Below are 24,648 nucleotides of genomic sequence, written 5' to 3' on the forward strand. Positions count from 1 at the left end.
CTTCATGTTTATCCCTCATATGAATTTCCGTACCCGGACATTGCGGGGGGTCCGAGAAGCCGAGCATCCGAAATGGTGCTAAGCCTGGGCACGGCGCGGTAATTGGTGTCACACTTTCTGTGACGGCTGGCCCGCGACCTCGTTAAGAGCCGATGACACAGGACACCGCGCACATTTTTCTTACCGGCGGCAACCTTCCCCTCGAACCCAATGGCTTCGTCGGCCGTGAGGCCGATGTGGAGGAGCTCATCGAGTTGTTGAGCGTCGCCCGGCTGGTGAGCCTGTGCGGGGCGGGAGGCATCGGCAAGAGCAGGCTGGCGGTCCGGGTGGCGTCCCAGGTGGCGGCCGAGTTCTCCGGGGGCGTCTGGCTGGTGGAGCTGGCCGAGGCGGTGCGGGACGAGCTGCTCGTGCCCCGGGTGGCCGCCGTGCTCGGGGTGAAGGCCGAGCCGTCGCGCCCGCTGGCCGACACGCTGCTCGACGCCCTCGGCGACCGGCAGCTGCTGCTGATCATCGACAACTGCGAGTCGCTCATCGAGGAGTCCGCCCGGTTCTGCCGGACGCTGCTCACGGTCTGCCCCGAGGTGCGGGTGCTCGCGACCAGCCGGGAGCCGCTCCGGGTGGCGGGGGAGACCGTGTGGCGGGTGCCGCCGCTCACCCTGCCCCGGCCAGGAGGCCACGACGTCCGTACCAGCGAGGCCGTGCGGCTCTTCATCGACCGGGCCGGCGCCGCCTCACGCGGCTTCACCGCCGAGCACAACGCGGGCGAGATCGCCAGCCTGTGCGAGGCGCTCGACGGGATGCCGCTCGCCATCGAGCTGGCCGCCGCGCTGTGCAGGGTGCTGACGGTGGAGCAGATCCACGCCCGGATCAGGGACCGGTTCCGGCTCCTGTCCGCCGGGGACAGAACGGCCCCGGCCCGGCACCAGACCCTCAGGGCCACCGTCGACTGGAGCTACCAGCAGCTCAAGGAGCCCGAGCGGATCCTGCTGCGGAGGCTGGCGGTGTTCACCGGGGGCTGGACGCTCGACATGGCCGAGCAGGTCTGCGCCGGCAACGGTCTTTGGGCCGAGGACGTCCTGAGCGTGCTCTGCGACCTGGTCGACAAGTCCCTGGTCCTGGCCGACGCCGAGGTCGCGGGCCAGACCCGCTACCGGATGCTGGAGACGATCCGCCAGTACGCCGCCGAGCAGCTCGACGTCTCCGGCGAGGAGATCGAGCTGAGGCGGCGGCACCGGGACCACATGATCGAGATCGCCGGCCGGATCCACCGGCTCATCGTCCGCCGCCCCCGCCCCACCTGGGCGGAGATCTGCCCGATGCTGGTCCTGCTCGACGAGTTGCAGGCCAACGTGTGGGCCGCGGTGCGCTGGTCGGCCGAGAACGACGACCCGGAGAGCGCCCTGCACCTGCTGGTGCTGCTGCGCTGGCCGACCATCGCCGGTGGCAGGTTCACCCCCGCCGACCACTGGCTTGACCGCCTGCTGGAGGTGGAGTCGCCGGCGCTGACCCCGCGCATGCGCGGCGACGCCCTCGTGCTCCGCGGTCAGGTGGCCTTCGGGCAGGGCGACCCCGAAGCCGCGCGGAAGGCCTGCGTCGCCGCGGCCGAACTGTGCCGCGCGACGGGCCTGCACGGACCGCTGAGCGGGGCGCTCGCCATCCTGGCCTGGGTGGCGATCTACCAGAGGAGGCCGGACCGGGCCCGGTGCCTGCTTGACGAGGCCCTGGAGGCGGTGCACCGGGTCGACGACCCGTGGCACGAGATGGTGATCCGCGCCATGGAGGGGACGTTCGCGCTGTCGGAGGGGCGGGCCAAGGAGTCGCAGCGCTCCTTCGAGGCCGCGCTGGCCATCGCCCACGAACTCGACAACCACTGGGCCGCCCCGGTCGCGCTCATCGGGCTGGCCCAGGTCGCCTGGGTCCGGGGTGACCTCGCGGAGGCCCGCGCCTACTACGAGCAGGCCCTCGACCTGCTCCAGGACATCACGGCCCACTGGCAGACCATCACCTGCCTGTCGGGCCTGGGCCGGATCGCCCTGGCCCAGGGGGATCTCACCACCGCCCGCGCCAGGCTGATCGAGAGCCTGCGCCTGTGCCGGGGGACCGGCCAGAGGCTCGGTGTGGCCCGGCGGATCGAGACGCTCGCGCAACTGGCGCTGGCCGAGGAGGACGACCGGCGGGCGGTGCGCCTGGCGGGAGCCTCGGCCGCGATCCGGAGCGCGATGAGCGGTTCGGTGCTGCCGTCCGGCTTCGGCGCGCGGATGGAGGAGCTGCTCCAGCCCGCCAGGGCCAGGCTCGGTGACGCGCTGGTCGCCCAGTTGTGGGCGCACGGCCAGGAGATGTCCCAGGAGCAGGCGGTCCGCTACGCGCTGGAGGGCGACGAGCGAGTCGGCACGTCCCCGCTGACCGGCCGGAGCCCGGCCGCGGCCCCGCTCACCACGCTCACCGGCAGGGAATGGGAGATCGCCGATCTGGTCGCCAGGGGGCTGAGCAACAAGGCCATCGCCGACGAGTTGGTGATCAGCCCCGCGACCGCGGCCCGGCACGTGGCCAACATCCTGGCCAAACTCGGATTCTCCTCCCGCATCCAGGTCGCCACCTGGGTCATCGAGCAGAATCGCGGCTGAGGGGTGCCACCCGGTCCCTACACACCGCCCCACCCGGGTCTACACATCGGCCGCCGCCGTAGATACATCTCCGGATACGCACTCCGGAGCATGCGCCGGACCCGCCGCCCGCCGTACGTTTCCCTGGTGTTCGACCGATGACGCCCAGCCTTCCGGGCCGTGCCCGCCACCATGGCGGTCCGGTACGGCGGGCCCACACCATCCCTGGCGTCTCGGTCGGGCACATCGGGAGCGTCGCGTGTCCCTCCGACGGCCGAGGTCTCCTCGGAGGGGTGGGGACTACAGGCCATGGGTCACGTGACAGCGGGCTCGAGCCGCGCAGGGCTCGGGCCCGCACCGCGTAGGCGGGGCCGAGCCCGCGTTTCCCGGCGGTCCGGTCTCCCGCGGAGTGCCCGCGTCCGCGGATGGCGCCGGGCGCCGCGTTTCCCGAGAGAATCCTGAGGAGGAGGGAGCCGGGAGAGGGGCGGTCCCGAATACACACTCATTTACATACATCTGTCGATGCTCCTACCGGAAGATCGGCCGTACCGTCGGCACCATGAGACCCACCTCCTCGTCCATCAGGGGCACCGTCACCGAGGCGGTGTTCGGTTGCGCACGCGAGAGAGGTGACCGGCCCGCACTGATCGATCTCGGCGCCGGCGCGGTGTACGGCTACCGCCGCCTGGCCGAGGAGGTGACACGGGGGGCCTCGGGGCTGGTCCGGCGGGGCGCCCGGCGACGGCAGGTGGCGGGCATCCACGTGGACAACGCCGCCGCCCAGACCCTCGCGGTGCACACCGTCATCGCGGCAGGTGGGGTGGCGGCGCCGATCGCCTCCCGGAGCGGGCGGATGGCCGAGCTGCTGGCCCAGTGGGACGCCCGGCTGCTGATCACGACGCCCGGCCTGGCGGAGACGTCGCTGCGGGCCGCCGACGTCTCCAGGGTGCGGCAGGTGATCACGTTCGGCCAGGCGCGCGACACCGTCGACTTCGCCGACCTGCTGCTGCTCACCCCCGGGCCGCTGCCGCCCCTGGACCCGTCCGTCCAGCCCGCGCTGCTGGCCGAGGACGGCGGCGTGTTCACCCACGAGGACCTGATCTGGCGGATGCACGAGCTGGACAAGCACGCCGTGCTGGAGAAGTCGGACGTCCTGCTGGTGACCTGGCCGCTGGCGTGCACTCTGGCCCTGACCACCCTGGTCGGGCTGGCGCTGATGCGCGGCTCGCTGGTCGTGGTGGCCCCGGGTCTCGCCCCCGACGAGCTCTCCGCGACCCTCCACGACTTCGGCGTCACCGTTTTGACCCTGCTCGACGGCGCCGTCCAGCGGGTGTAGGCCGGGATACGGAGCCGTCGTCCACGCGAGTCTTGACGCCCTCCGCCGTCAAATGCGTTGATTGCTGTGCTGACAAGCCGACAGCGTTGTCATCTTCTCGGGGAACCTGCGAAACCTCGACCCCGAAGGGACGGGATGCTATGCGACGACGGTGGAAGGCGGCCGTCGCGGTCGCCGTGGCGGGTCTGCTCACCCTCACCGCCTGCGGTGGCGGTGATGATGCCGGGCGGCGCTCCCAGGCCGTCGACCACAGGAAGGTCGAGGTCTTCTCCTGGTGGACGGGGCCGGGGGAGGCCGACGGGCTGAAGGCCATGAAGGAGATCTTCGAGAGGCGCAGCGGCCTGAGGTTCTTCGACGCGGCGGTGGCGGGCGGATCCGGTGACCAGGCGCGCGCCCTGCTGACCACCAAGTTGCAGGCCGGCACCCCGCCGGACACCTTCCAGGGACACGCCGGCGCCGAGCTGCAGGGCTACGTCAGGGCCGGGCAGCTGGAGCCGGTCGACTTCCTCTACGACGAGCTCGGGCTGAGGGACGTCCTCCCCCGGCAGTTGATCGACCAGATCAGCGTGGACGGCAGGATCTACTCGGTTCCGGTGAACATCCACCGCTCCAACGTGATGTGGTTCAGCCCCGCCGTGCTGAGGAGGGCGGGCGTCACCGAGGTGCCCAAGACGATCGACGAGTTCGCCGCGGCCCTGGAGAAGGTGAAGAAGACGGGTAAGATCCCGCTCGCGATCGGCTCGGAGTGGACGATGGTGCACCTGCTGGAGAGCGTGCTGCTCGGCTCGCTCGGCACCGACGCCTACAACGCGCTCTGGACCGCGAACTCCGACTGGTCCGGCCCGGCGATGACCAAGGCGCTGAACGACTTCAAAACGATCATGTCCTACGCCGGGGACCCGTCCGACGACTGGCAGCCCGCGGCCAAGCAGGTGGCCGAGGGCTACGCCGGGTTCACCGTCATGGGCGACTGGGCCTACGGCTACTTCCACAACCCGCCGGACGGCGGCCTGGGCAAGAGGTCCGGGACCGACTTCGACTGGGCGCCCTCGCCCGGCACCGGCGGCACGTTCATGTGGCTGTCGGACAGCTTCACCCTGCCCAAGGGCGCGCTGAACCGCGACGGGGCCGTGGCCTGGCTGAAGGTGGCCGCGAGCAGGGAGGGGCAGGACGCCTTCAACCCCAAGAAGGGCTCCATCCCGGCCCGCAGGGATGCCGACACCTCCCTCTACACCGGCTATCTCGCCGACGCGCTGAAGGATTGGAGCGGCGACAGGCTCGCCGGGTCCATCCAGCACGGCGTCAACGTCAACGACGCCTGGCGTGTCTCGATCAACGAGGCGGTCGGCGTGTTCCACGCGAGCCGGGACGTGGCCGCGCTCCAGACCGCGCTGGCCGAGGCGGCCAAGGCGTTCGGCCGTTGACATCCCTTCGGCTCCGTCCGATTCCACCGGCGAGAACCCGGAGGTGAGCATGCGGGGCCGCCTCTCGTCTCCTGCCCGCCCTGAAGGGCGAGGCGTCCACCCGGCGGACGCCCGGTGACGCGGGTACGTGGGTGGCTGCCGGGGCTGCTGCTGGTCACCCCGTCGATCGCCGCCGTCGGGGTCTTCGTGTACGGCCTGCTCGGCTGGAACCTCCGGCTCGCCATGACCGACAGGCACGACGAGGTGTCCGAGGGGCGTTTCGTGGGCCTGGAGAACTTCGTCACGCTCTGGGACCAGCGGCGCTGGGGCATCTCGGTCGACCACGCGATCGTCTTCACCGCGGTGTTCACGGTGGGGACGCTGGCGCTGGGCTGGCTGCTGGCCTTCCTGATGGAGAAGGGGATCAGGGGTGAGGCGGCCTTCCGGGCGGTCTACCTCTTCCCGATGGCGGTCTCCTTCGTGGCGACCGGGATCGTCTGGCGGTGGCTGATGCACTCCGGACGAGGGGAGCGGGCGATCGGGCTGAACCGGCTCTTCGAGAGCCTGGGCCTGGACTTCCCGCAGTGGGGGTGGTTCCGGGACCCGGACTGGGGAATGGCGGCCATGGCCCTCCCCGCCGTCTGGCAGATGGCCGGATATGTCATGGCACTGTTCCTGGCGGGTTTCCGGGGTGTCCCCGAGCATCTCAGGGAGGCCGCGCGGGTGGACGGCTGCACCGAGTGGCAGGTCTACCGGCACATCGTGCTGCCGCTGCTCCGCCCGGTGACCCTGTCCGCGCTGATCATCCTCGGCCACATCTCGCTGAAGGTCTTCGACCTGATCGTGGCGGTGTCCGGCAAGCAGATCATCACCGACGTGCCCGCGGTGTTCATGTGGGTCGCGGTCTTCGACTCCCACGACCCGGCCAAGGGTGCCGTCATCGCGTCCTACATCGTGCTCGCCGTGAGCCTGTTCGTCGTTCCCTACCTGGTCAGAACCCTGCGCGGGGAGCGGCGGTCATGACGGCGCCCGTGAAACCGGCGCCCGTGACGTCGGCGTCCGCGGCGCGGGAGCGGGATCCCGGCCGGAGGTCCCGGCGGCGGGCCGTCCCGGCGCGCGGCGCCCGGATGGCGCTGCTGGTCCTGTTCGTGGTGGTCTTCCTGATTCCGATCTACGTGCTGCTGGTCACCAGCTTCAAGCCGCTGTCCGAGGCCGACCCCGGCCGGGCCTGGGCGCCGCCCCAGGTCTGGACGCTGGAACCGTGGCGGGTGGCCTGGGAGAAGCTCGCGCCCGGCGTCTGGAACAGCGTGCTGCTGGCCGTACCCGGGGCGCTGATCTCGGCGGCCCTGGGCTCCATGAACGGTTACGTGCTGTCGAAGTGGCGCTTTCCCGGCGCCGACGTGGTGTTCACGCTGCTGCTGTTCGGCATGTTCATCCCCTACCAGGGCGTCATGATCCCCCTGGTCCGGCTCCTGGTCCGGCTCAACGAGATCACCGAGTCCCTCACCGGGGCGCACGGTGTCTTCTACGGCGCGATCCCCGGGCTGCTGCTCGCGCACGTGGTCTACGGCATCCCGATCTGCACGCTGATCTTCCGTAACCACTACGTCACCATCCCGGACGAGCTCATCGAGGCGTCCCGGGTGGACGGCGCGGGGATGCTCAGGACCTACTGGTCGATCGTGCTGCCGGTCTCGGGTCCCGCCTTCGCGGTGGTGATCATCTGGCAGTTCACCGCGCTCTGGAACGACTTCCTGTTCGCGGTCTTCCTCACCGGGCCGCAGAGCTGGCCCACCACGGTGATGCTCAACAACATCGCCGGAGCTCAGACCGTCCCCTACAGTCAGCAGATGGCCGCCGCGCTGCTCGCCTCCGTGCCCACGATGACGGTCTACGTCCTGCTCGGCCGGTTCTTCACCCGCGGCCTGATGGCCGGGGCGCTGAAGGGCTGATCGGGGCCGGCGGGTGGGTCGTCCGGCGCGGGATCGGTGGCACAGCCGGATCACGTCCCGCTCCAGGGGCGCGTGGAGGCGCGGCCAGAGCGAGGCCGATCTCCTCCACGAGCCCCTCGCGGGTCGGACGGTACGGCTCCGCGACCCGCCCGTCAGGCGCGCGTCGCGCCCGTCAGGTCAGGCGAGCCTCCACTCCTGGTTGGGCTGGCCGAAGATGCAGGTCCACTGGTGGATGTTGGCGCCGTCGTGGGTGCTCACGCCGGACACGTCCAGGCACTTGCCGCTGTGCCGGGCGACGACGGCGAAGTAGCCGCTGTCCCGCTGGACGAGCCTCCACTCCTGGTTGGGCTGGTTGGGCAGGCAGGTCCACTGGTGGATGTTGGCGCCGTCCTGGGTGCTCACGCCGGACACGTCCAGGCACTTGCCGCTGTGCGTGGCCCGGAGGGTGTAGTAGCCGTCGCTGGTCGCCACCAGGTTCCACTCCTGGTTGGGCTGGCCGAGGATGCAGGTCCACTGGTGGACGTTGGCCCCGGTCTGGGTGCTGACACCTGACACGTCCAGGCACTTGTCGCTGTGCCTGGCCACCAGGGTCGTCCTGAACCTGGCCTCCGGCTGTCCCGGCGCGCCGCTGTCGGCACTCGCCGCCGGTGCGGCGACGAACGGGCCGGCGAACAGAACGGCGGCCATAACCAGGGTGCGACCTGCGTTAACGAGTCTCATGGAGCCTCCCAAGGTGCTCTAGAAAGATCAACGAGTTCTTCGTAGCACGGATGACCGAGAGTGTCGGCCCATTACGATCCGTGATCGAGCGCGTGTCGCGGCGCCGGCGTTCTCCACGCCCCCGTGACCCCTTCCGAACGCCCTGTGGGAGGGTGGGGCGATGTTCGAGCGGGGGACCGGGGTGTCGCGGGCGCTGCTGATCGCGGGGTTCGTGCTGGCCTCGTTCAACCTGCGGCCGGCGCTCGCCGGGATCTCGCCGGTGCTCGACGAGATCATGGCCGATCTGGGGCTGAGCGCCGCCGGAGGCGGGGCGGTCACCACCGTCATGCTGATCTGCCTGGGGGTGCTCGGCCCGCTCGCCCCGCTGCTGGCCCGCCGTTTCGGTCTGGACCGCACGCTCCTGGCCGGGCTGCTGACCCTGGCCGCCGGGGTGCTGCTGCGCGGCGCGGGCGGCGTCTTCGAGCTCTACGCGGGCGCGGCCGTCGCCGGGACCGCCATCGCCATCATGAACGTGGCGATGCCCGGCGTCGTCAAACAGCACTTCCCCTCGCGGATCGGCCTGTTCACCGGGATATACGTCTCCGCCCTCGTCCTGGGCGCCACCGCCGCGGCCGGGCTGACGGTCCCGCTGGAGCGCGCCACCGGGTACGGCTGGCGCGAGGTGACCGCGATGGCCGCGGTTCCGGCGGTGGCGGCGGCCCTGCTCTGGCTGCCCCAGGCACTGCGGTCCCCGGTACGGCCGAGCGGAGCGCCGAGGCGGTTCCATACGCTGCTGCGCACCCCGATGACCTGGTTCGTCACCCTCTACATGGGGTTGCAGTCGCTGACCTTCTACATCATGCTCGCCTGGCTGCCGACGATCTTCCGGGACGCGGGACTCCCCGCGGACCAGGCGGGATATCTGCTCGGCCTGACGAACCTGGCCCAGGTGGCGGCCACCCTCACCGTCCCGGTGCACGCCGGGCGGGCCGGGTCGCAGCTGCCCCACGTCACCGTGGCGACCGTCCTCACCATCGCCGGATACGCCGGTGTGCTGGTCGCGCCGGCCACCGTTCCCTGGCTGTGGATGATCGTTCTTGGGCTGGGGCAGGGGGCCTCGATCACGCTGGCCCTGCTCATCATCACGCTCAGGGCCTCCGATCCGGCCGAGGTGACCGCGCTGTCGGCCGTCGCCCAGTCCGTCGGGTACGTGCTCGCGGCGCTCGGCCCGCTCCTGGTCGGCGCGCTCCGCGAGGTCTCGGGCGGCTGGACGCCACCGCTGCTGGCCGGGCTCGGCGCGTGCGCGCTCCAGCTGGTCGCCGGGTTCCCGGCCGGACGTCCGGCGCCGCCGGCGGGCACCGGGGGGGATCCGCCCGGCGCCCGCACCGGGCCGGCGCGGTGACCGCGGTGTCACGCGATGGCGGCCTCGGCTGTCCGCCGGGTCTCGTCCATGGGACGTAGCTCGTCGGCGTAGCTGACCGAGACGCGGCGCATCACGCCGCTGTCGCTGATCGAGTACTGGCCGAGACGCCAGAGCGGCGGCGAGTAGGCGTGGATCGAGACGCTGCCGTCCACAGCGCCGGTCAGCCGGTGGATGTGGTCGGGGCCGAAGGAGAACGACTCGCCCGCCGAGACCACGGTCTCCAGGTGCTCGCCGCCGATGCGGGGATTGCACTCCCGCAGCGTCCCGGCCACCACCCGGACCGCGCCGGAGGAGATGTCGTGGTCGTGCCAGCCGGTGTCGTCCTCCGGACGCCAGCACAGCAGCCAGACGTCGACGTGGGTGTCGCGGTAGAGGGAGACGTAGTGGCGGCCGCCCTCCTGCGGGAAGTCCACCAGGTCTTTCCATCGGGACGGGTCGGCGGCCAGCTCGTCGACCAGGTCGCGGAGCTCGCGCCGGTCGAGGGCGCGGGCCGGCAGGGTGTCGTAGCTCATCGCCGGCCTCCCCGGAACGCGCGGCGCTCACGGCCCTGGGACTGGTTCACGTTCACTTGCGCGACTCCTTTCGGTTCAGCAGGCGGCCGGGGTTGACGACCGCCACGGCGTGCCGGGCGGCGTCGCCGAGCGCGGGGTCGGGGGCGGTGGCGTAGGGCTGGTCGGAGCCGTTGACCACGACGTCGACGCCCAGTTCGCGGATGATCGCGTCGATGGCGCGCGGACCGTAGGAGGAGGTCTCCAGGAACGTTTCCGGGTCCACCCGGCCCCGGCTCCCCCCGCCCCGGCTGGTCAGCCGTTCGGAGTGGAGCGGGGCCAGGCCCGCCAGCAGGGCGAAGCAGACCCGCAGGCCGGGGTGGCGCGGGCGGCCGAACGCGGTGAAGGCGAACCAGGCGGCGTGCATCTGCTGCACGTACGGCACGACGGCGGGCCACCAGCCGGGCCCGGTGGGCTCGGCCGCCGGTCCCGGGTGCACGAAGAGGGGGAGGTCGCGCTCGGTGAGCACGTCGAGCAGCGGGGCGACCCTCGCGAGGTCCGCCCCGGTCCCCGCGGCCGTCGCGGGCAACTGGAGCCCGGCGAACCCCTGGTCGAGGGTCTTGGCGAGTCTGGCCGGGTCGATCTCGTCGAGGCAGGTCGCCGCCCAGGCGCCGAACGGGTCGGGCAGCGCGAGGGCGTCCTCGTGGTAGGCGTCGATGATCGGCCAGGCGTCCTCGGCCGGCAGTGACTCGATGCCGAGCGGGCTGGACAGCGAGACCAGTGCCAGCTCCAGACCCTCGTTGAGCGCGAGGCGCCCGGCCAGGTCGTGGTCGCCGGGGTGGACCCGGTAGGCGGGCTCACCGGCCAGGTGCAGCGTCCACCCGTCCAGGCGGGGCGGTGTCCCGCGGCGTCGGAGCGCGTCCACGAACGCGGGGGTCCACAGGTGCTGGTGCACGTCGACCGCCATTTCGGCCCCTCCTTTCGAGGTATTCCCTACCTAGAATATAGGCAACAGTCCTGACCTTAAAGCACCCCGGGTGACACGATTCAGTGAACCGATTCAGTGAACCGTTTCACTTTATATGTGTCAATGCCATAAACCGTCCTGATCTGGTGGAGAACCCATCCCGGGCAGAAGGTGAGGCATAGGGTGGGCTGGTGCCCCAGCCCCGGAAACGAGCGACGATACGCGAGGTGGCGAAGGCCACCGGCCTCTCCCCGGCCTCGGTCTCCTACGCCCTGCGAGGGATGCAGGTGTCGGAGGAGACCATCGAACGGGTGCGCCGTGCCGCCGCGGAGCTCGGCTACGAGGCCGACCCGATCGCCCGGGCGCTCGCCAGCGGCCGGACCGGGGTGATCGGTCTGCTCTGCGGCTCCCTGGAGGACCTCTGGCAGCAGGCGCTGGCCGTCGGCATCGGCCGGGCTCTCAAGGACAACGACCGCTACGCGCTGATCCTGGACGCCGCCGGCGACCCGGCCCGAGAGCGCACACTGGCCCGGCAGCTCCGCGACCAGCGGGTGGACGCCCTGATCGTGCAGCCGGTGGATCCGGCGGCGCCACTCTGGGCCGAGCTGTCCGAGAGCCTGCCCGTGGTGTCGATCGGCGACGCGCTGGCCGGGGCGCGGACGGCGGGGGAGGTCGTGTTCGACAACCGCGCGGGCGTCACACTGGCGCTCGAACACCTGCGTGACCGGGGCCGGCGGCGCATGGCCGTTCTCACCCCGACCAGGGCCAGCACCCCTGACCGCCCCGCCGACGTGCACGTCATGGCCGAGGCGGCACGGCTCGGGCTGGACATCGAGGTGGTCACCGCCCCCCAGGCGCTGACGGGCGCCACGGAGGTGGCCGACCGGACGCTCGCCGGCGGGCACCGGGCGTTCTTCTGCTTCGCCGACTCCATCGCCTACGGGGTCTACGCGGCGTCGGCCGATCGGGGCCTGCGGATCCCGGACGACGTGTCGGTGATGGGCTACGACGATCACCCCATGTCGGGCCTGCTCACGCCGGGCCTGACCACGGTCGACTGGGACATCGACGGCATCGTCCGGGCGGCCGTCCGCATCGTGGTGGCCGCCGCCGACGGCAACACCCGCCGTCGCCGTATCGTCCAGGCCCCCGAACTCCGCGCCCGCGGCTCGGTCGGCTGACCTCTTCCGGGGCGGTGTCCGCCCCCGCCCCGGCCGGTGGGGGAGTGGGGGCGGGAGCGGTCGCCCACCCGCCGGACGGGCCGGGTGGGCGCCGTCCGGGGTGACCGATGACGGTGGTGCGGTGGAGGGTGACGGTGGTGTCAGTCACCGAGGACCAGGTCGAGCAGCCAGCTCACCAGGCTGATGATGATCGCGCCCCAGAACGCGGCCCAGAAGCCGGCCACATGGAACGACAGGTGCAGCTGGGCGGCTATCCAGCTCGTGAGCAGCAGCAGCCCCGCGTTCACGACCAGCGCGAACAGGCCGAGCGTGAGCACGTAGAAGGCACAGCCGAGAAGCTTGATGATCGGCTTGAGCACCGCGTTGACGACGCCGAAGACGAGCGCCACCGCGACCAGCGTGCCGATCTTGTTGGGGGTGGTTGAGGCGGACACCGTGATGCCGGCCACGATCTGGGTGGCCGCCCACAGGGCGGCCGCCACAGCCAGGACCTTGATGATGATTCTCACGTTTGGGCATCCTCGCATGGGAGATCGGACGAACGATAGATCCGCACCGTCGGCGGCGGATATACCTGGACACTAGACACTTCAGTGGCCCCCGCGGCGCCTGCCGGGCACGGATCCCGGAGACCGGATGCCGGGCGCGGGGTCCCGGGCCCCGATGATCCCTGGGCGAGAGATTGCCGGATGATGACGATGCCCCTGGACGGACGGGGGAAATGGCACCGGGGAGAAAACGCGAACCGCCGAGGGAGCCCCACCATGTCCGACGTCACGTCCAACGACTCCGGGGCCGTGGGCCCCGCGGTCGTCTCGCGGGAGATCCGGCTCGCCTCGCGGCCCACCGGCTGGCCGGTGCCGGAGAACTTCGAACTCGCCGAGGTGGAGGTGCCCGCCCCCGGCCCGGGACAGGTTCTCGTCCGCAGCCTCTGGATGAGCGTCGATCCGTACATGCGGGGACGCATGAACGACGCCCGGTCCTATGTCCCGCCGTTTCAGGTCGGCGCGCCCCTCGAAGGCGGCGCGCTCGGAGAGGTCGCCGAGTCGGGCGCGGCCGGTCTCGCCCCCGGCGACCTCGTCCTGCACGGGTACGGCTGGCGTGACTACGCCCTCGTCGACGCCGCCCAGGCCCGCAAGGTCGAGGAGATCTTCGGCGTCCCGCTCTCGGCCTACCTCGGCGTGCTCGGCATGCCCGGTCTCACCGCCTACGTGGGCCTGCTCGACATCGCCGCGTTCCAGGAGGGCGACGCGGTCTTCGTCTCCGGCGCGGCCGGTGCGGTAGGCGGCCTGGCCGGGCAGATCGCCCGCCTGAAGGGCGCCTCCCGGGTGGTGGGCAGCGCGGGCTCGGACCAGAAGGTCGCCTACCTGACCGAGAGGCTGGGCTTCGACGCCGCCTTCAACTACAGGACGGGCCCGGTCCGCGACCTGCTCGCCCAGGCCGCCCCCGACGGCATCGACGTCTACTTCGACAACGTCGGCGGCGATCACCTGGAGGCGGCCGTCGACGCGCTCAGGAGGTACGGCCGGACCGCGATGTGCGGGGCGATCTCCGTCTACAACGCCGCCGAGCCGCAGCCCGGTCCGGCCAACCTCTCCCAGATGATCGGCAAGCGGCTCACCCTGCGCGGGTTCATCGTCTGCGACCACGCCGACCGGCTGCCCGACATGACCGCCGAGGTGGGGGCCTGGCTCCGCGACGGCGAGATCACCTTTCAGGAGACCGTCGTCGACGGCCTGGAGAACGCCCCGGCGGCCTTTGTCGACATGCTCCGCGGTGCCAACATCGGCAAGATGATCGTCCGCTTGACCCGCTGAACATGCATGATCGACACGATCTCTGGGCAGAAGGGGCCTGAGGGGGTGGGTCAGTTGGAAACGGATGAATTTGAGACGTTGTCGGCCCATGAGCTACATGATCGCGCGGTCCGCTACGCCGTGCACCACGGAGACTTCGCCTTCCTGTGGGAGCTGCTCAAGGTGATCCCGGCGGCGGAGGCGTCCACCGGGAACGAGGACGAGACGGCCAACGATCTGAGCCGGGTCTCGGCTCTGCTCAGCGATGCCATGGCGTCCGGCGAGGGCGAGCTCGGCGACGCGCTGCGCCCCTTCTACATCGACTACCTGTCCAAACACCGAGACGCCTAGGTCGCCATCCGCTCTGGCCGCTTGGATAGGGTGTCGGCAGAGTTGTGAGGAGGAAGCGTCATGGCGCTGGTAAGGGTGGAGCGGACCGACGACGGGTTCGTGGCCCGCAACGACCGCGGGGCCGAGGTCGCGATAGGCGGCGACGAGCAGGGGGTGTTCACCCCGGTGGAGCTCCTGCTGGCCGCGCTCGGCGGCTGCAACATCGTCACCGTCGAGCCGCTCACCGCCCAGCGCGGTCACCGGCTGGCCCGCCTGGCGATGACCGTCCAGGCGGAGAAGGTCGAGCCGACGCTGCTCGGCACGATCACCGTCACCTACGACGTGGAGTATCCCGAGGGTGACGAGAAGGCCGCCGAGGTCTTCCGCGCCGTGGCTCAGCGGGTCGAGGACAAGTACTGCACGGTGAGCCGGGCCCTGCGGGAGAAGAGCGAGATCAGCCTCGAACTGCCCGAGTGATCCGGGGGCGGACGGCCGTGGCGCGCGGGGTCTCGCGTTGATCGACGGCGCTCGGTGGGGCCACTCGGTGATACCGGGTCATCTCCGGGTGTAGGCCCAAAATCAACCCGCGTATGACGTGCTCCTTACATTTGGTTCTGTATTGTTGAAGCAGGTCAAGGGGTTCTGCGAAGCCCGGGGGGAGCATTGCAGAGACTTTTCACCGGATACAGGACGCGAGGGGGATCGCGTCCCTGAGCGGAGCCGCCGGAGTCTTGGGGGAGACGATGGAGGGGCCCGCGAGGAGGCCGGGGCCGGACAGTTGGGGGACTGTCCGGCCCCGAGTCTGTTGCGGGGCCGGACGGTTCGAGGACCGTCCGGCCCCGATGTCGTCCCCGGGCCGTCGCGCGACCGTTCGTGTTTCCCGCCCCCGGAGCTGCTGCTAGAGTTACCTCCGTCGCAGGCGCCGCTAGCTCAGTTGGTTAGAGCAGCTGACTCTTAATCAGCGGGTCCGGGGTTCGAGTCCCTGGCGGCGCACCACGGTTCAGGCCGATGACCGGGCACCTTCCACCATGTGGACGGTGCCCATAGTCATCTACAGGGGTCCGTCCTGTGTGGGCGGCGCCACACGGGCTGCCCTTCCCGCTGGGCGCCAACGCCGCGGCCTTAGATCCACCCTCTCTCCACCGCGCGCAGTCCGGCCTCGAAACGGCTGCGGGCACCCAGACGGCTCATCATGCCGGCCACCGTCCGCCGTACCGTCCTGGGGGAGATTCCCAGGTGCCGGCCCGCTCTCGCGTCGGTGAGCCCCTCGGCCAGCAGCCGGAGCAGTTCCCGCTCCTGCGGGGACAGCCCGGCATCGTCCTTCGCCGGAATCGAGTCGATGGGCAGGGCAGAGGCCCAGACCTGTTCGAAAAGGGCGAGAATCGCGGCGACGGCGCCCTTCCCCGTGACCTGAACCGCACCGGCCGCGCTGTTGGCCGGATCAAACGGGACCAGGGCCACCTGCCGGTCGTATATGAGCATGCGGACCGGCAGGGTTGGAGCGACCCGAACCTCGGCTCCGATGTCGACCAGCCGGCGGGCATAGGTCAGGGCGGCCGGATCCCCGCGGAGGCGGTCCATGCCGACGCTGCGGATCGTCACCCCCCGTTCACGCACCCGCCGGTCGAGGGTTATCGCGGAGTCGATCACGGCCGGGTCCCGGGGGACGGCCGTCATCAGGCTCGCGATTTCGATCTCGGCCCGCAGCGCGAGCCGTTCGATCCGGGATCGGATGGCGTCCATACCGATTAGCCGTTCGGTATCGGGGCGTGAGACATCTGTTTCCAGGCCGGCGTACTGGCTGATCAGTTGTGTCATCGCCGCCCAGATCTCGGCGAACTCCTGCCGCTGACGGAGGAGTTCGCCCTGATGGCACGGTGAAAGAGCCCCAAGGCCGACCTCGGGGTTGACGGGCGACAGGGGCTGCGGTGATTCCCGGGAAGGGTGGAGCGGCGCCGGTGTGACGAGTTGATCGAGTGTCGCGCGGATCTGATCCTCGGGCACGGAGAGTTCTGCGGCGATCCCCTCGATGTCGAGGTCATGCCTGGTCGGCAGGGGACGATGGGTTTTTCGGCAAGGGTGTCCAATCCCAGAGCGTTCAACATCCCGTCCCTGTTTTTCGGGTGATCCGAGATGCGTCATCCGGTAAATCCTTACCTCCTCGGAGTTGCTCCGCAAGTGTGGGGGATGGGCTGCTTCCGGTGAGTGGCCGCATGCTGAAGTGTCGTGTTTCCGGATTAGGCCACGGCCGGTTTCTGATCATTTCGCCGCGGAGCACGGGAGGCCCGCCGACCGGCGCCGGACGGTGTGGAGAATGGCGCGTGCCGAGGAAGGGGTCTCCACACTCAAGGAGTTTCGATGAACGTCATCACCGCACGCCAAGCGTTTCCGGAAGTACGGCCGGCCGACGCGCTGCCGAACCCGCTGTCCGTCGTGGATCAGAGCCGACCGTGTGAGTCTCAAGCCCGAGCCGTTGTGAGAGCCCGTGTCACGGGTAGATCTTCTTCTGCTCGCCGAGCATCGCGACGTATTTCTCGATGCGGCGTGCCCGCGTCTCCGGCTTCTTGGCGTCCTGGACCCGGTAGAGAACCGCGTAACGGTTCCTGCTGTCGAGTGTGGTGAAGAACTCCTGGGCGGCGGGGTTCCGCTCCAGTGCCCGCTGGAGGTCGTCGGGAACCGTGATGGTGCTCTGCGACTCATATGCCGCGTCCCACCGGCCGTCGGTTTTCGCCGCCTCGACCTGGAGCAGGCCCGCGGGCTTCATCCGGCCCTGCTCCAAAAGTTTGGCGACATTGTTCCGGTTGTTCTTCGACCACTTACTGCCGGCCCGGCGTGGGCTGAACCGCTGCTGCCAGTACTCGTCGTCCACTCTGTCGCGCCGGCCGTCGATCCAGCCGTAACAGAGGGCGATGTCAAGCGCCTCGGCGTATGAAACCGTGGCGATGCCGGAGTCCTTTTTGGCAATCTTGAGCCAGACGCCGACGGATGTCTCGTGATGCTCCGCGAGCCAGGCTTCCCACTCGTCCGGGGTGCCGAAGGCGACAAGCATCAGATCCATCCGCCGATTCAACCACACGGCATACCGGAATGATCGCTCCCCGATGGGCTCAATGGTGGCCTGGCGGGCCGCCGTCCGGTGTCCGGCCCCGGGTCCGCCTTCTCTGGGTCCGATCCCCTCCGGAGGGGCTTCCTCGGTGCGAGCCCCTCCGGAGGGGCTCCGGCGCACGGCCCTGGGGGTGAACAAACAGTTTTAAAGCTGAGGCCATAGCGGTTCACAGCCTTTTGATCGGCGCTTCCCGGTAGAAAGGTCATGTCAACGGAGTGGCTCAACCACACCGGGCTTGGAGAGCATCGGACGAGTATTCCCCCAGCCGGGTCACGAAAACAAAACGCGGTCGACCCCCTCAAGCGGCCAGGCGAAGATCATGAAAGATTTAGGTTGGAGTCAGGCCGGCTCGGCCGCATGTATCCATTCCGTGAAATGGTTGTCGTTGAACCAGGCGGTGCTCTCGCAATCCCAGGAGGTTAGGGAATGGGCGCCGTTCGTTGAACTGACGGGTATTCCCTGGGCAGTCATTACTCCCCTGAAACTCAGATGTACCGCGTCGTAATCAAGGCGTACCGCTGTCCAGTCGATCTTCGCTTGCCCGTTACCGGGAATGCCGTACAGTTCGGCTAAGGCCGCGATGTCCTCAGGGCCGTCAATGTTGAAAATCCTTGTTTTTGGGATATCGACAGAGATGTGATGCTCGTTTAATTCTGATTTATCGACCGGCACGAAGGAGCTGTCGATCGCGGCCAGCCAGGAACTTCGGTTTGCTTCTATTAGTGAAGATGTCCAGAGTGCTCGCGAGGGTTTTCCGTGGAGTGGAGCCCCATTCTGATCGCCGAAGTTAACACTCTTTTTTGGATTTCCGAAGTGAACTTGTGGCGATGATGTCCTCGTGAGGTGACGGGAAATCGGGTGATGATCTACGACGTCGGCCAGAACTCGGGCCATCGCCAGAATATCCCTATCGGTGGCGGGGGGAATCTTGTCCGGATCGTCGACCCCCTCGGAGACTCTCAGTGCCGCTACAACGCACATCTCATGAAGATTCCAATAACTTCGATTTCTCCACCAGTCGTCGGCGAACTTCAACCAGTAGGCGGAGTTGCGCCCAATGGGCGAACGGAGAATCTCGTCCAGCGTGGCGGACACTCACTCATCCTCGTTTCTTATTATACAACCATGTGGCGACAGCTGACACGGCCGGAGCGGTGTGGCCGGTTTGTTTTCAGCGAGCAGGCACGCGCCGGACGGACGGCCATCGGGCTCGGGGATTCGAAAGGGGAGACCTCCTCGCTGCCGAGAGGAGCAGGAATGGCAACTCCCTTCCCATCGCCGGGATCTTTTTTTGAGATTGAGTATAGTCATATATGACGTTCATGTTTTCCGATGCGATCCATGTTTTCCCGGCGAGATGATTCGTGCCTCCAGAGATCGTTTCTAACACCTGTAAAGTCATCGGTAAATATGTTTCCAGGGGATTGCCGGCAGGATGCGTTTCGGTGCCCCGGGGTTGTCGGATTTAGTCAGGTGATCTCTGTGGTTCAAGCCACTTGACTTGCCCAGTGTTTGGAGATGCCTGCACTTCGATGAGATGATCTCGGCGACTTTCGCGTTGGGTAGCCGTGTGCGAAGTGAGTGAGAACGAGTGCGGCTTTGATGATGTCGCCGATTCTTCTGGGACCGGCGGTGATGCGCTGGAGGGTGCGGCAGCGTTTCGTGAGAAGGGCGGAGCCTCGTTCCCCAGGCGGTGCAGGGCGCGCAGGAGCGCGTTTCGGGTGCGGGTGCCGGGGGCGAGCGGCCGACCGCCGGACGGTTGTCTGACCGGGGTGAGAACGCCGGCCGTCATAGCCGGAATCGGCCGGCCTGGGAAGATCGTCCGCGTCTCCGAGCTGTCGATCCCTCTTGGGTCAGTCGTCGTGCCGGGTGCTCTGTTCCAGCGACCTGATCACCTCGTCCAGCGATCTGATCACCTCGGCGACCACCTCCTCCGGGGTGGTCGCGGACACGTCGAAGGTCAGGTCGGCGACCTCGGCGAACAGCGGTCCCCGGTGGGCGCGCTGGGTGGTCAGCATCGCCTCCAGATCCGGCTCGAAGTGCGGGCGGTGCTCGCCGGAGCGCATCCTCTCGGCGAGTACGCTCGCGGGCGCGTCCAGCCAGACCACCAGGGCCGGGCCCAGAGCCGTACGGTCGGCGGGGTTGTCGATCACGCTCGCCGCGGCGGCGATCACCGGCGGGGGCGTTTGCGCCAGCGCTTCCCGCAGGTGCCGTGACTCCCGCTCGTGGAGCACGTCCGCGCCCTCCAGGACGAAGGTCTCCGCCGCGGTCCTGCCGCCGTACCGCGCGGCGAGGTCGGGATCGCTGTCCCGCAGGCTCCGGTCGAGCGCGGCGGCCAGGAGTCGGGCGACGGATGACTTTCCCGAGCCCATCAGGCCCATGACGACGATCGGGCTGTCATATTTCAACGGCTCCTCCAAGGGTGACGTTTGAGATTCGCATGGAGGATAGGTGATGAGGCGCTGGTTCGAAGGAGGGAATCCCCATGACCATCGCAGGTGGCATCATCCTCATCATGCTCGGCGCCATCCTCACGTGGGCGGTCGAGTTCGACATCGCCGGTTTCGACGTCAACGTCGTCGGGGTCATTCTGATGCTCGGCGGCCTCGTCTGGCTGCTGTTCGCGATCTACCGGTTCAGTGTCGCCCGGCGGGCCGTGGCCCCCACCACCACCGTGATCGAGGACCCGGTGACCCACCGGCGCGTCTACGAGGAGCGCCACTACGACGACCCCCCGGTCGTGTGACATTCCGCCGTTCCCGGGGGAGGGGCGGCGGGCCCGGGGTTTCCCCACCTGTGCCTCCCCGGTTCTGAGGTTCGCGCCGGCCCCGGCCGGCCTGGGAGATCCGCTGGTCCAGGCCGTGCCAGGGGAGGTGCCACCTCCCATCAGGTCCTTCCGAGGGGACCGTTGCCTTCGGGCGACGGGAGATCCGAGGGCAGGGTTTGCCCTTCGCCGGGCCGCGCGAGCGGTTCGGCGAGAAGCCGCTCTCTTCGGGGAGCGGAGGAGTCATCGAGTGTGAAACGGAGGACGGGACATTGAGCAGGGTCGTATCCCGAGGGGCGGGCGCCGTGAGCGGAATGCTCGGCGGTGCCATCGCCGGCGTCGTTTTCAAGCAGGTATGGAAGCTCGCGTCGGGCAAGGAGGACGCGCCACAGGCCACATCCGGAGAGTACGGCTGGGGCGAGATCCTGGTCGCTGCCGCCATTCAGGGAGCGATCTTCGGCGTGGTCAAGGCGGCGATCGACCGCTCGGCGGCCCGGAGCGTCCACCGAGCCACCGGCAGGTGACCTCGGGAGGGGAGTCCCGGTCCCGATACCAGGGGCCGGGACTCCTGGCGTCCACGGGCGGCACGGTGCGCGGGTCGAGGACGCTCTCCAGCAGCGTGAGGCCGGGGCTCCTCGCGTCCACTGGTGGCCTCGGGTGCCCGGCTCCCGGAGGGCCGCCCGGCCCCGCCCGCCGCGGACCCGTCATCACCACGACCTCGTTCTCGTGATCTCCCCCTCCGCGACCGGCTCAGGCGGCTCCCGTACCCGGGCGGGCGTCGCCTCCCCCGGGTGCCCGGCCGCGGCAGGCGAGTACCTCGGTGTAGACGGCGGCGGTCCCGGCCGCCACCCGCGCCCAGCCGTAGCGGGACCTCGCCCGGGCGGCGGCGGCCGTGCCGTACGACGTGAGCGAGAGGGGGTCGGCGAGCAGCCCTCGCAGCGCGCGGCCGAGGGATTCCTCCTCACGCGGCGGGACCAGCAGGCCGGTGACGCCGGGGACGACCGTGTCCAGATGGCCGCCCACGGCCGAGGCGACCACGGGGACGCCGCAGGCCATGGCCTCCAGCGGCACGATGCCGAACGGTTCGTACCACGGCACGCTCACCACGACGTCCGCCGAGCGCATCAGCGCCGGAACGTCGTCGCGGCTCACGTGGCCGAGAAAACGGACACGGTCCGCCACACCGCACCCGTCGGCGATCCGCGCCAGACGCTCCGGTTCGGGTTCGCCGGGGCGGCCTCCCGCGATCACGAGGGTGGCTCCGGGCACGTGGCGGAGAGCGCGGATCGTGGTCTCCACGCCCTTGCGCGGTACCGCCCGGCCGATGGCGAGCAGGACCGGCCCGGGCCCCAGGTCCGTCCTCGGGCCCGAAGGGGTGAAGGCGCGCAGGTCGACGCCGCAGGGGACGACTCTCGTGGTGCCGCCGGGTGTCCGCATCCGGCGTAGCTCGGCCACCTCGTCGGCGCAGGTCGCGATCACCCTGTCCGCCTGGCGGGCGATGAGCCTCTCCGTCTCGACGCGCTCGCGTGGGCTGGTGTCGGCGCCGCCCTGGTGGCGCCGCTTGACGGTGCCGAGGGCGTGGAAGGTGTGCACGACGGGCACCCCGTTGTCGCGGGCCGCGGCCAGCGTGGCCAGGCCGCTCATCCAGAAGTGGCTGTGCGCGATGTCGGGCGGGGCGGTGCGCCAGTGCCGGGTGAGCAGGCGGCCGAAGTCCGGCATCCAGGGGAGCAGGTCGTCCTTGGCCATGGTCACGGCGGGCCCCGCCGGGATGTGGACCACGGTGACCCCCGGGGCGAAGGCGACCTCTTCCGGCTGGCGCGCCGATTCCCGGCGGGTGTAGACGGTCACCCGGTGTCCCCGTGCGGCGAGCGCGCGGGAGAGGGCGGCGACGTGGACGTTCTGTCCTCCCGCGTCGACACCTCCCACGGTGGCCAGGGGACTGGCGTGCTCGGACACCATTGCGATCTTCACAGGCACTGCCTCCGCGGCGGTATGCGACAGAAAAAGTGCCTGCGTCTTAGGCATCCGATCGTCCTGACTTCCCTCCGGCGGTCTTTTAAACGCGTTTCACGCCGGGCCTGCCGGGAACGCGAGCTCTCTGAGGGAAAGGAGTTCGACGATGGAGGCTCCGCAGTACGTCGCCGCGCGCGTGCAACGCGCACTGGCCGAAGACGAGAGAACCCACGAGCTCGGCATCCGGGTGGACGTCCGGGGCGGGCAGCTCTTCCTGCGCGGCCAGGTGACGTGTGACGAGCGCCGCCTGCTGATCGCCGACGTGGCCGGCGAGGCGGCTCCCGGCCTGACCGTCCGCAACGAGGTCACCGTCACGGAGGTCCGGGGACCGGGGGAGGGGGAGAGACTGTGAGAGGGCTGCGGATCGCGGCGGTCGGCGACATCCACCTCGACGAGAGTCTCGGGGGGCGTTACCGCAAGCAGCTGGACGACATCGAGGAGCACGCCGACGTGCTGCTGCTGGCCGGGGACCTGACCCGGCACGGCACGCTGGAGGAGGCGCGGGTGGTGGCGGACGAGTTCCGTGATCTGCCGGTCCCGGTGGTCGCCGTGCTCGGCAACCACGACCATCACTCCGACCACCCGGCGGAGATCGCCGCCATGCTCTCCGACGTGGGAATCAGGGTCCTGCACGACGAGGCCACCGTGCTCGGCATCGGCGGGGTACGGCTGGGCGTGGTCGGAGGCAAGGGCTTCGGTGGGGGATACGCGGGCAAGTGCGCCAGTGACTTCGGTGAACCGGAGATCAAGGCGTTCGTCGGGCACACCAAACGGATCGCCGAGCGCTGGCGGACGGCGCTCAAGGAGCTGGAGGCCGACCGCCGGGTCGTGCTGTCGCACTACTCGCCGGTCAAGGACACCCTGACGGGGGAGCCGCTGGAGATCTACCCCTTCCTGGGCAGCTATCTGCTGGCCGAGGCGGTGGACGCGGAGGGCGCCGACCTGGTCGTCCACGGCCACGCGCACGCGGGCACGGAGAAGGGCGTCACCCCCGGCGGCATTCGGGTGCGCAACGTGGCGTTACCGGTGCTGAGACGGGCGTACGGGGTGTACTACCTGTAATCGTCCCGTGGTTCTGTGGTTCCGGTGATGTCCGGGGCGGGGCGGAAATGAAGAGGCGGGCCGGGTGAGAACCCGGCCCGCTAAGGCTTCTGGTGGGAAGTTCGGGGCGACTTGTGTTTGATGTGTGGTTGTGCGAGCGGCGGGCCCGCATCAGACATTGAAGATGCTCACCCCTCCGGGCCCGACGAGGAAGCCGAGAACGATGAGGACGATCCCCCAGAGGAGGTCGCGGCGGGCCAGGATCACGTAGATCCCGGAGATGACGAGAACGACTGCGATGATCCACAGCAAAGTAGCCATAAGAAGCCCCTGCCCTCCTAATTCATGATTTAACATCTTTGATTCGGTAGAGATCCACAACCGGCTGGAGGATCCACAACCACGCGCTGGACAGGGCGATCGCTCCGCCGAACAGCGCGGCCGGCCACGCGTTGACGACCGTCTCCGCCACCAGGGCCACCGAGCTGGTCATCGCGACCGCGAGCCCGACGGCTCCGGCGATGCCCAGCTCGTTGGCGCGGTGCAGCATCTTCTCCTTCAGCGGGGTCCTGAACAGCAGGCGGTGCTGGGCCGCGGGGGTGATGAAGCAGATGGAGGCCAGCGCGGCACTCAGCAGGGCGATGAAGAAAAGCCAGCGGCCCAGGAGGTCCACCTTGTGAAAGCCCGCGGCGAAGGGCAGCGTCAGCAGGAAGGCGAACAGGACCTGCACCCCGGTCACGGCGACCCGCAGGCCCTGTAACAGCTCGCCGAGCTCCCGGTCCACCCGCTCCTTGTGGGTTTCGCCGGACTCGGCATCCTCGTCGGGTACGTGTTCCGAATCAATCATGGGGATGCGCTGCCCGAGTCAAGGTTTACTATGCCTACCTGCTGACCTATGGGGTACCCGGGGTGTTATGGGAAGCCACAGTCACGAGGTAACCGACGCGATCCTGGAAACGCTGAAGCGGGCGAGCACCGGGTTGAAGGACGCCGACGTCAGATTCGCGCTGGCCGGGGGGTGCGCGGCGTACGCGCGCGGGGCCGCGCCCTCGCTGCACGACGTGGACTTCGTCCTGCCCCGGGAGGATGTGCCGGTCGCCTTGGACGCGCTGCGGAGCCTGGGCTTCGAGACGGTCAAGCCACCGGAGGACTGGCTGGTCAAGGCCTATGACGAGGGCCGGCTGGTGGATTTGATCTTCAGTATCTGCGATCGCCCCGTCACCTCCGGGCTGCTGGCGCGGGCCGAGCCGTTGAAGGCGTCCGCGGTGATCCTTCCCGTGCTGGAGGCCACCGATCTCGTCATCACCTGGCTGCTGCCACTCTCGGAGCACAGTTGCGACTACGGTTCGCTGCTATCCCAGGTCAGGGCGTTGCGTGAGCAGGTCGACTGGGACCGCGTCGCGGCGGTCACACGCGACTCGCCGTACGCCCTCACCTTTCTCACCCTGCTGGAACGGCTCGGCGTGCTTCCCGGCCCCGCCGACCCCTCCGGGGAGCCGTCCTGGCCCTGATCACGGGACCGGAAACCGGAGAAATCGATGTATCG

At 69.4% G+C, this 24,648-nt stretch carries 26 protein-coding genes and 1 tRNA gene; 16 read left to right on the forward strand and 11 right to left on the reverse strand.

The features are described from left to right. The first annotated feature begins 152 nt into the window (after positions 1–152). From ABZ194_RS04730 to ABZ194_RS04750, 5 genes are all read left to right on the forward strand, one after another. The gene (locus ABZ194_RS04730; RefSeq protein ID WP_355592335.1) at positions 153–2,624 is read left to right on the forward strand and encodes a tetratricopeptide repeat protein; all 2,472 of its coding nucleotides are present in this window, start codon (positions 153–155) and stop codon (positions 2,622–2,624) included. Between the two features lie 538 nt (positions 2,625–3,162). Next, the gene (locus ABZ194_RS04735) at positions 3,163–3,939 is read left to right on the forward strand and encodes an AMP-binding protein (RefSeq protein ID WP_355592337.1); all 777 of its coding nucleotides are present in this window, start codon (positions 3,163–3,165) and stop codon (positions 3,937–3,939) included. A 140-nt stretch (positions 3,940–4,079) separates the two neighbouring features. Beyond that, positions 4,080–5,363, forward strand: a complete 1,284-nt coding sequence (locus ABZ194_RS04740; protein WP_355592339.1) for an extracellular solute-binding protein — start codon at positions 4,080–4,082, stop codon at positions 5,361–5,363. A 114-nt stretch (positions 5,364–5,477) separates the two neighbouring features. After that, on the forward strand, positions 5,478–6,365 hold the full coding sequence (locus ABZ194_RS04745; protein WP_355592341.1) for a sugar ABC transporter permease: 888 nt from the start codon (positions 5,478–5,480) through the stop codon (positions 6,363–6,365). A gap of 104 nt (positions 6,366–6,469) precedes the next feature. Continuing rightward, a complete protein-coding gene (locus ABZ194_RS04750) occupies positions 6,470–7,294 on the forward strand; it encodes a carbohydrate ABC transporter permease (RefSeq protein WP_355592649.1) in 825 nt (274 codons plus the stop codon). Positions 7,295–7,471: 177 nt separating this feature from the next. On the opposite strand, the gene ABZ194_RS04755 is transcribed toward ABZ194_RS04750, so the two are convergent. Then, positions 7,472–8,014, reverse strand: a complete 543-nt coding sequence (locus ABZ194_RS04755; RefSeq protein WP_355592343.1) for an RICIN domain-containing protein — start codon at positions 8,012–8,014, stop codon at positions 7,472–7,474. Positions 8,015–8,174: 160 nt separating this feature from the next. Here ABZ194_RS04755 and ABZ194_RS04760 point away from each other — a divergent pair, with 160 nt between their 5' ends. Next, positions 8,175–9,395 (forward strand): MFS transporter, encoded by a 1,221-nt coding sequence (locus tag ABZ194_RS04760; RefSeq protein WP_355592345.1) that lies wholly within the window; start codon positions 8,175–8,177, stop codon positions 9,393–9,395. Positions 9,396–9,403: 8 nt separating this feature from the next. On the opposite strand, the gene ABZ194_RS04765 is transcribed toward ABZ194_RS04760, so the two are convergent. Both ABZ194_RS04765 and ABZ194_RS04770 read right to left on the reverse strand, forming a co-directional pair. Next, complete coding sequence (locus ABZ194_RS04765) at positions 9,404–9,928, reverse strand: cysteine dioxygenase family protein (protein WP_355592347.1); 525 nt, start codon at positions 9,926–9,928, stop codon at positions 9,404–9,406. 52 nt (positions 9,929–9,980) lie between these two features. Beyond that, complete coding sequence (locus ABZ194_RS04770; protein ID WP_355592349.1) at positions 9,981–10,871, reverse strand: amidohydrolase; 891 nt, start codon at positions 10,869–10,871, stop codon at positions 9,981–9,983. 227 nt (positions 10,872–11,098) lie between these two features. On the opposite strand from ABZ194_RS04770, the gene ABZ194_RS04775 reads away from it, so the two are divergent. Further along, positions 11,099–12,052, forward strand: coding sequence for a LacI family DNA-binding transcriptional regulator (locus ABZ194_RS04775; RefSeq protein ID WP_355592351.1), 954 nt, complete (start codon positions 11,099–11,101; stop codon positions 12,050–12,052). Positions 12,053–12,192: 140 nt separating this feature from the next. Here ABZ194_RS04775 and ABZ194_RS04780 read toward each other — a convergent pair whose 3' ends face one another. Beyond that, positions 12,193–12,561: a phage holin family protein gene (locus ABZ194_RS04780; protein ID WP_355592353.1), complete on the reverse strand. Its 369-nt coding sequence runs from the start codon at positions 12,559–12,561 to the stop codon at positions 12,193–12,195. A 255-nt stretch (positions 12,562–12,816) separates the two neighbouring features. On the opposite strand from ABZ194_RS04780, the gene ABZ194_RS04785 reads away from it, so the two are divergent. From ABZ194_RS04785 to ABZ194_RS04800, 4 genes are all read left to right on the forward strand, one after another. Continuing rightward, positions 12,817–13,869, forward strand: a complete 1,053-nt coding sequence (locus tag ABZ194_RS04785; RefSeq protein WP_355592355.1) for an NADP-dependent oxidoreductase — start codon at positions 12,817–12,819, stop codon at positions 13,867–13,869. 78 nt (positions 13,870–13,947) lie between these two features. Beyond that, positions 13,948–14,199 (forward strand): hypothetical protein, encoded by a 252-nt coding sequence (locus tag ABZ194_RS04790; protein ID WP_355592357.1) that lies wholly within the window; start codon positions 13,948–13,950, stop codon positions 14,197–14,199. A gap of 60 nt (positions 14,200–14,259) precedes the next feature. After that, on the forward strand, positions 14,260–14,655 hold the full coding sequence (locus ABZ194_RS04795; RefSeq protein ID WP_355592359.1) for an OsmC family protein: 396 nt from the start codon (positions 14,260–14,262) through the stop codon (positions 14,653–14,655). A gap of 442 nt (positions 14,656–15,097) precedes the next feature. Next, a tRNA-Lys gene (locus tag ABZ194_RS04800) sits at positions 15,098–15,174 on the forward strand. A 126-nt stretch (positions 15,175–15,300) separates the two neighbouring features. On the opposite strand, the gene ABZ194_RS04805 is transcribed toward ABZ194_RS04800, so the two are convergent. The 4 genes from ABZ194_RS04805 to ABZ194_RS04820 all read right to left on the reverse strand — a co-directional run bounded on the left by ABZ194_RS04805 (position 15,301) and on the right by ABZ194_RS04820 (position 19,692). Further along, positions 15,301–15,921 (reverse strand): LuxR C-terminal-related transcriptional regulator, encoded by a 621-nt coding sequence (locus tag ABZ194_RS04805; protein WP_355592361.1) that lies wholly within the window; start codon positions 15,919–15,921, stop codon positions 15,301–15,303. Positions 15,922–16,666: 745 nt separating this feature from the next. After that, positions 16,667–17,236, reverse strand: coding sequence for a YdeI/OmpD-associated family protein (locus ABZ194_RS04810; RefSeq protein ID WP_355592363.1), 570 nt, complete (start codon positions 17,234–17,236; stop codon positions 16,667–16,669). A 387-nt stretch (positions 17,237–17,623) separates the two neighbouring features. Next, positions 17,624–18,379, reverse strand: coding sequence for a hypothetical protein (locus ABZ194_RS04815; RefSeq protein WP_355592365.1), 756 nt, complete (start codon positions 18,377–18,379; stop codon positions 17,624–17,626). A 758-nt stretch (positions 18,380–19,137) separates the two neighbouring features. After that, positions 19,138–19,692, reverse strand: coding sequence for a shikimate kinase (locus ABZ194_RS04820; protein ID WP_355592367.1), 555 nt, complete (start codon positions 19,690–19,692; stop codon positions 19,138–19,140). Between the two features lie 77 nt (positions 19,693–19,769). Here ABZ194_RS04820 and ABZ194_RS04825 point away from each other — a divergent pair, with 77 nt between their 5' ends. Both ABZ194_RS04825 and ABZ194_RS04830 read left to right on the forward strand, forming a co-directional pair. Continuing rightward, entirely contained in the window at positions 19,770–20,030 is a 261-nt protein-coding gene (locus tag ABZ194_RS04825) for a DUF6458 family protein (RefSeq protein ID WP_355592369.1), read from the forward strand. Positions 20,031–20,353: 323 nt separating this feature from the next. Continuing rightward, positions 20,354–20,572: a DUF4235 domain-containing protein gene (locus tag ABZ194_RS04830; protein WP_355592371.1), complete on the forward strand. Its 219-nt coding sequence runs from the start codon at positions 20,354–20,356 to the stop codon at positions 20,570–20,572. Positions 20,573–20,798: 226 nt separating this feature from the next. Here ABZ194_RS04830 and ABZ194_RS04835 read toward each other — a convergent pair whose 3' ends face one another. Next, the gene (locus tag ABZ194_RS04835; RefSeq protein WP_355592373.1) at positions 20,799–22,019 is read right to left on the reverse strand and encodes a glycosyltransferase; all 1,221 of its coding nucleotides are present in this window, start codon (positions 22,017–22,019) and stop codon (positions 20,799–20,801) included. Positions 22,020–22,167: 148 nt separating this feature from the next. Here ABZ194_RS04835 and ABZ194_RS04840 point away from each other — a divergent pair, with 148 nt between their 5' ends. Both ABZ194_RS04840 and ABZ194_RS04845 read left to right on the forward strand, forming a co-directional pair. Then, positions 22,168–22,413 (forward strand): BON domain-containing protein, encoded by a 246-nt coding sequence (locus tag ABZ194_RS04840; RefSeq protein ID WP_355592375.1) that lies wholly within the window; start codon positions 22,168–22,170, stop codon positions 22,411–22,413. Continuing rightward, complete coding sequence (locus tag ABZ194_RS04845; protein ID WP_355592377.1) at positions 22,410–23,123, forward strand: metallophosphoesterase; 714 nt, start codon at positions 22,410–22,412, stop codon at positions 23,121–23,123. The genes ABZ194_RS04840 and ABZ194_RS04845 overlap by 4 nt, the downstream gene beginning before the upstream one ends. 150 nt (positions 23,124–23,273) lie before the next feature. Here ABZ194_RS04845 and ABZ194_RS04850 read toward each other — a convergent pair whose 3' ends face one another. Both ABZ194_RS04850 and ABZ194_RS04855 read right to left on the reverse strand, forming a co-directional pair. After that, positions 23,274–23,423, reverse strand: a complete 150-nt coding sequence (locus ABZ194_RS04850) for a GPGG-motif small membrane protein (RefSeq protein WP_184719841.1) — start codon at positions 23,421–23,423, stop codon at positions 23,274–23,276. Between the two features lie 22 nt (positions 23,424–23,445). After that, positions 23,446–23,949, reverse strand: coding sequence for a DUF6328 family protein (locus ABZ194_RS04855; RefSeq protein ID WP_355592380.1), 504 nt, complete (start codon positions 23,947–23,949; stop codon positions 23,446–23,448). A gap of 67 nt (positions 23,950–24,016) precedes the next feature. Here ABZ194_RS04855 and ABZ194_RS04860 point away from each other — a divergent pair, with 67 nt between their 5' ends. Next, on the forward strand, positions 24,017–24,613 hold the full coding sequence (locus tag ABZ194_RS04860; protein ID WP_355592382.1) for a nucleotidyltransferase family protein: 597 nt from the start codon (positions 24,017–24,019) through the stop codon (positions 24,611–24,613). Positions 24,614–24,648 lie beyond the last annotated feature (35 nt).

It is taken from the genome of Streptosporangium sp. NPDC006007 (genome assembly GCF_040614315.1).
Classification (GTDB): domain Bacteria; phylum Actinomycetota; class Actinomycetes; order Streptosporangiales; family Streptosporangiaceae; genus Streptosporangium.

Bases quoted from the DNA above. Each gene is read 5' to 3' on its own strand.
- ABZ194_RS04760 (WP_355592345.1), top strand. From the start codon at position 8,175: ATGTTCGAGCGGGGGACCGGGGTGTCGCGGGCGCTGCTGATCGCGGGG.
- ABZ194_RS04840 (WP_355592375.1), top strand. From the start codon at position 22,168: ATGGAGGCTCCGCAGTACGTCGCCGCGCGCGTGCAACGCGCACTGGCC.
- ABZ194_RS04855 (WP_355592380.1), bottom strand. From the start codon at position 23,949: ATGATTGATTCGGAACACGTACCCGACGAGGATGCCGAGTCCGGCGAA.
- ABZ194_RS04750 (WP_355592649.1), top strand. From the start codon at position 6,470: ATGGCGCTGCTGGTCCTGTTCGTGGTGGTCTTCCTGATTCCGATCTAC.
- ABZ194_RS04755 (WP_355592343.1), bottom strand. From the start codon at position 8,014: ATGAGACTCGTTAACGCAGGTCGCACCCTGGTTATGGCCGCCGTTCTG.
- ABZ194_RS04770 (WP_355592349.1), bottom strand. From the start codon at position 10,871: ATGGCGGTCGACGTGCACCAGCACCTGTGGACCCCCGCGTTCGTGGAC.
- ABZ194_RS04860 (WP_355592382.1), top strand. From the start codon at position 24,017: ATGGGAAGCCACAGTCACGAGGTAACCGACGCGATCCTGGAAACGCTG.
- ABZ194_RS04850 (WP_184719841.1), bottom strand. From the start codon at position 23,423: ATGGCTACTTTGCTGTGGATCATCGCAGTCGTTCTCGTCATCTCCGGG.
- ABZ194_RS04785 (WP_355592355.1), top strand. From the start codon at position 12,817: ATGTCCGACGTCACGTCCAACGACTCCGGGGCCGTGGGCCCCGCGGTC.
- ABZ194_RS04810 (WP_355592363.1), bottom strand. From the start codon at position 17,236: ATGGATCTGATGCTTGTCGCCTTCGGCACCCCGGACGAGTGGGAAGCC.
- ABZ194_RS04735 (WP_355592337.1), top strand. From the start codon at position 3,163: ATGAGACCCACCTCCTCGTCCATCAGGGGCACCGTCACCGAGGCGGTG.
- ABZ194_RS04795 (WP_355592359.1), top strand. From the start codon at position 14,260: ATGGCGCTGGTAAGGGTGGAGCGGACCGACGACGGGTTCGTGGCCCGC.
- ABZ194_RS04740 (WP_355592339.1), top strand. From the start codon at position 4,080: ATGCGACGACGGTGGAAGGCGGCCGTCGCGGTCGCCGTGGCGGGTCTG.
- ABZ194_RS04765 (WP_355592347.1), bottom strand. From the start codon at position 9,928: ATGAGCTACGACACCCTGCCGGCCCGCGCCCTCGACCGGCGCGAGCTC.
- ABZ194_RS04805 (WP_355592361.1), bottom strand. From the start codon at position 15,921: ATGGACGCCATCCGATCCCGGATCGAACGGCTCGCGCTGCGGGCCGAG.
- ABZ194_RS04825 (WP_355592369.1), top strand. From the start codon at position 19,770: ATGACCATCGCAGGTGGCATCATCCTCATCATGCTCGGCGCCATCCTC.
- ABZ194_RS04730 (WP_355592335.1), top strand. From the start codon at position 153: ATGACACAGGACACCGCGCACATTTTTCTTACCGGCGGCAACCTTCCC.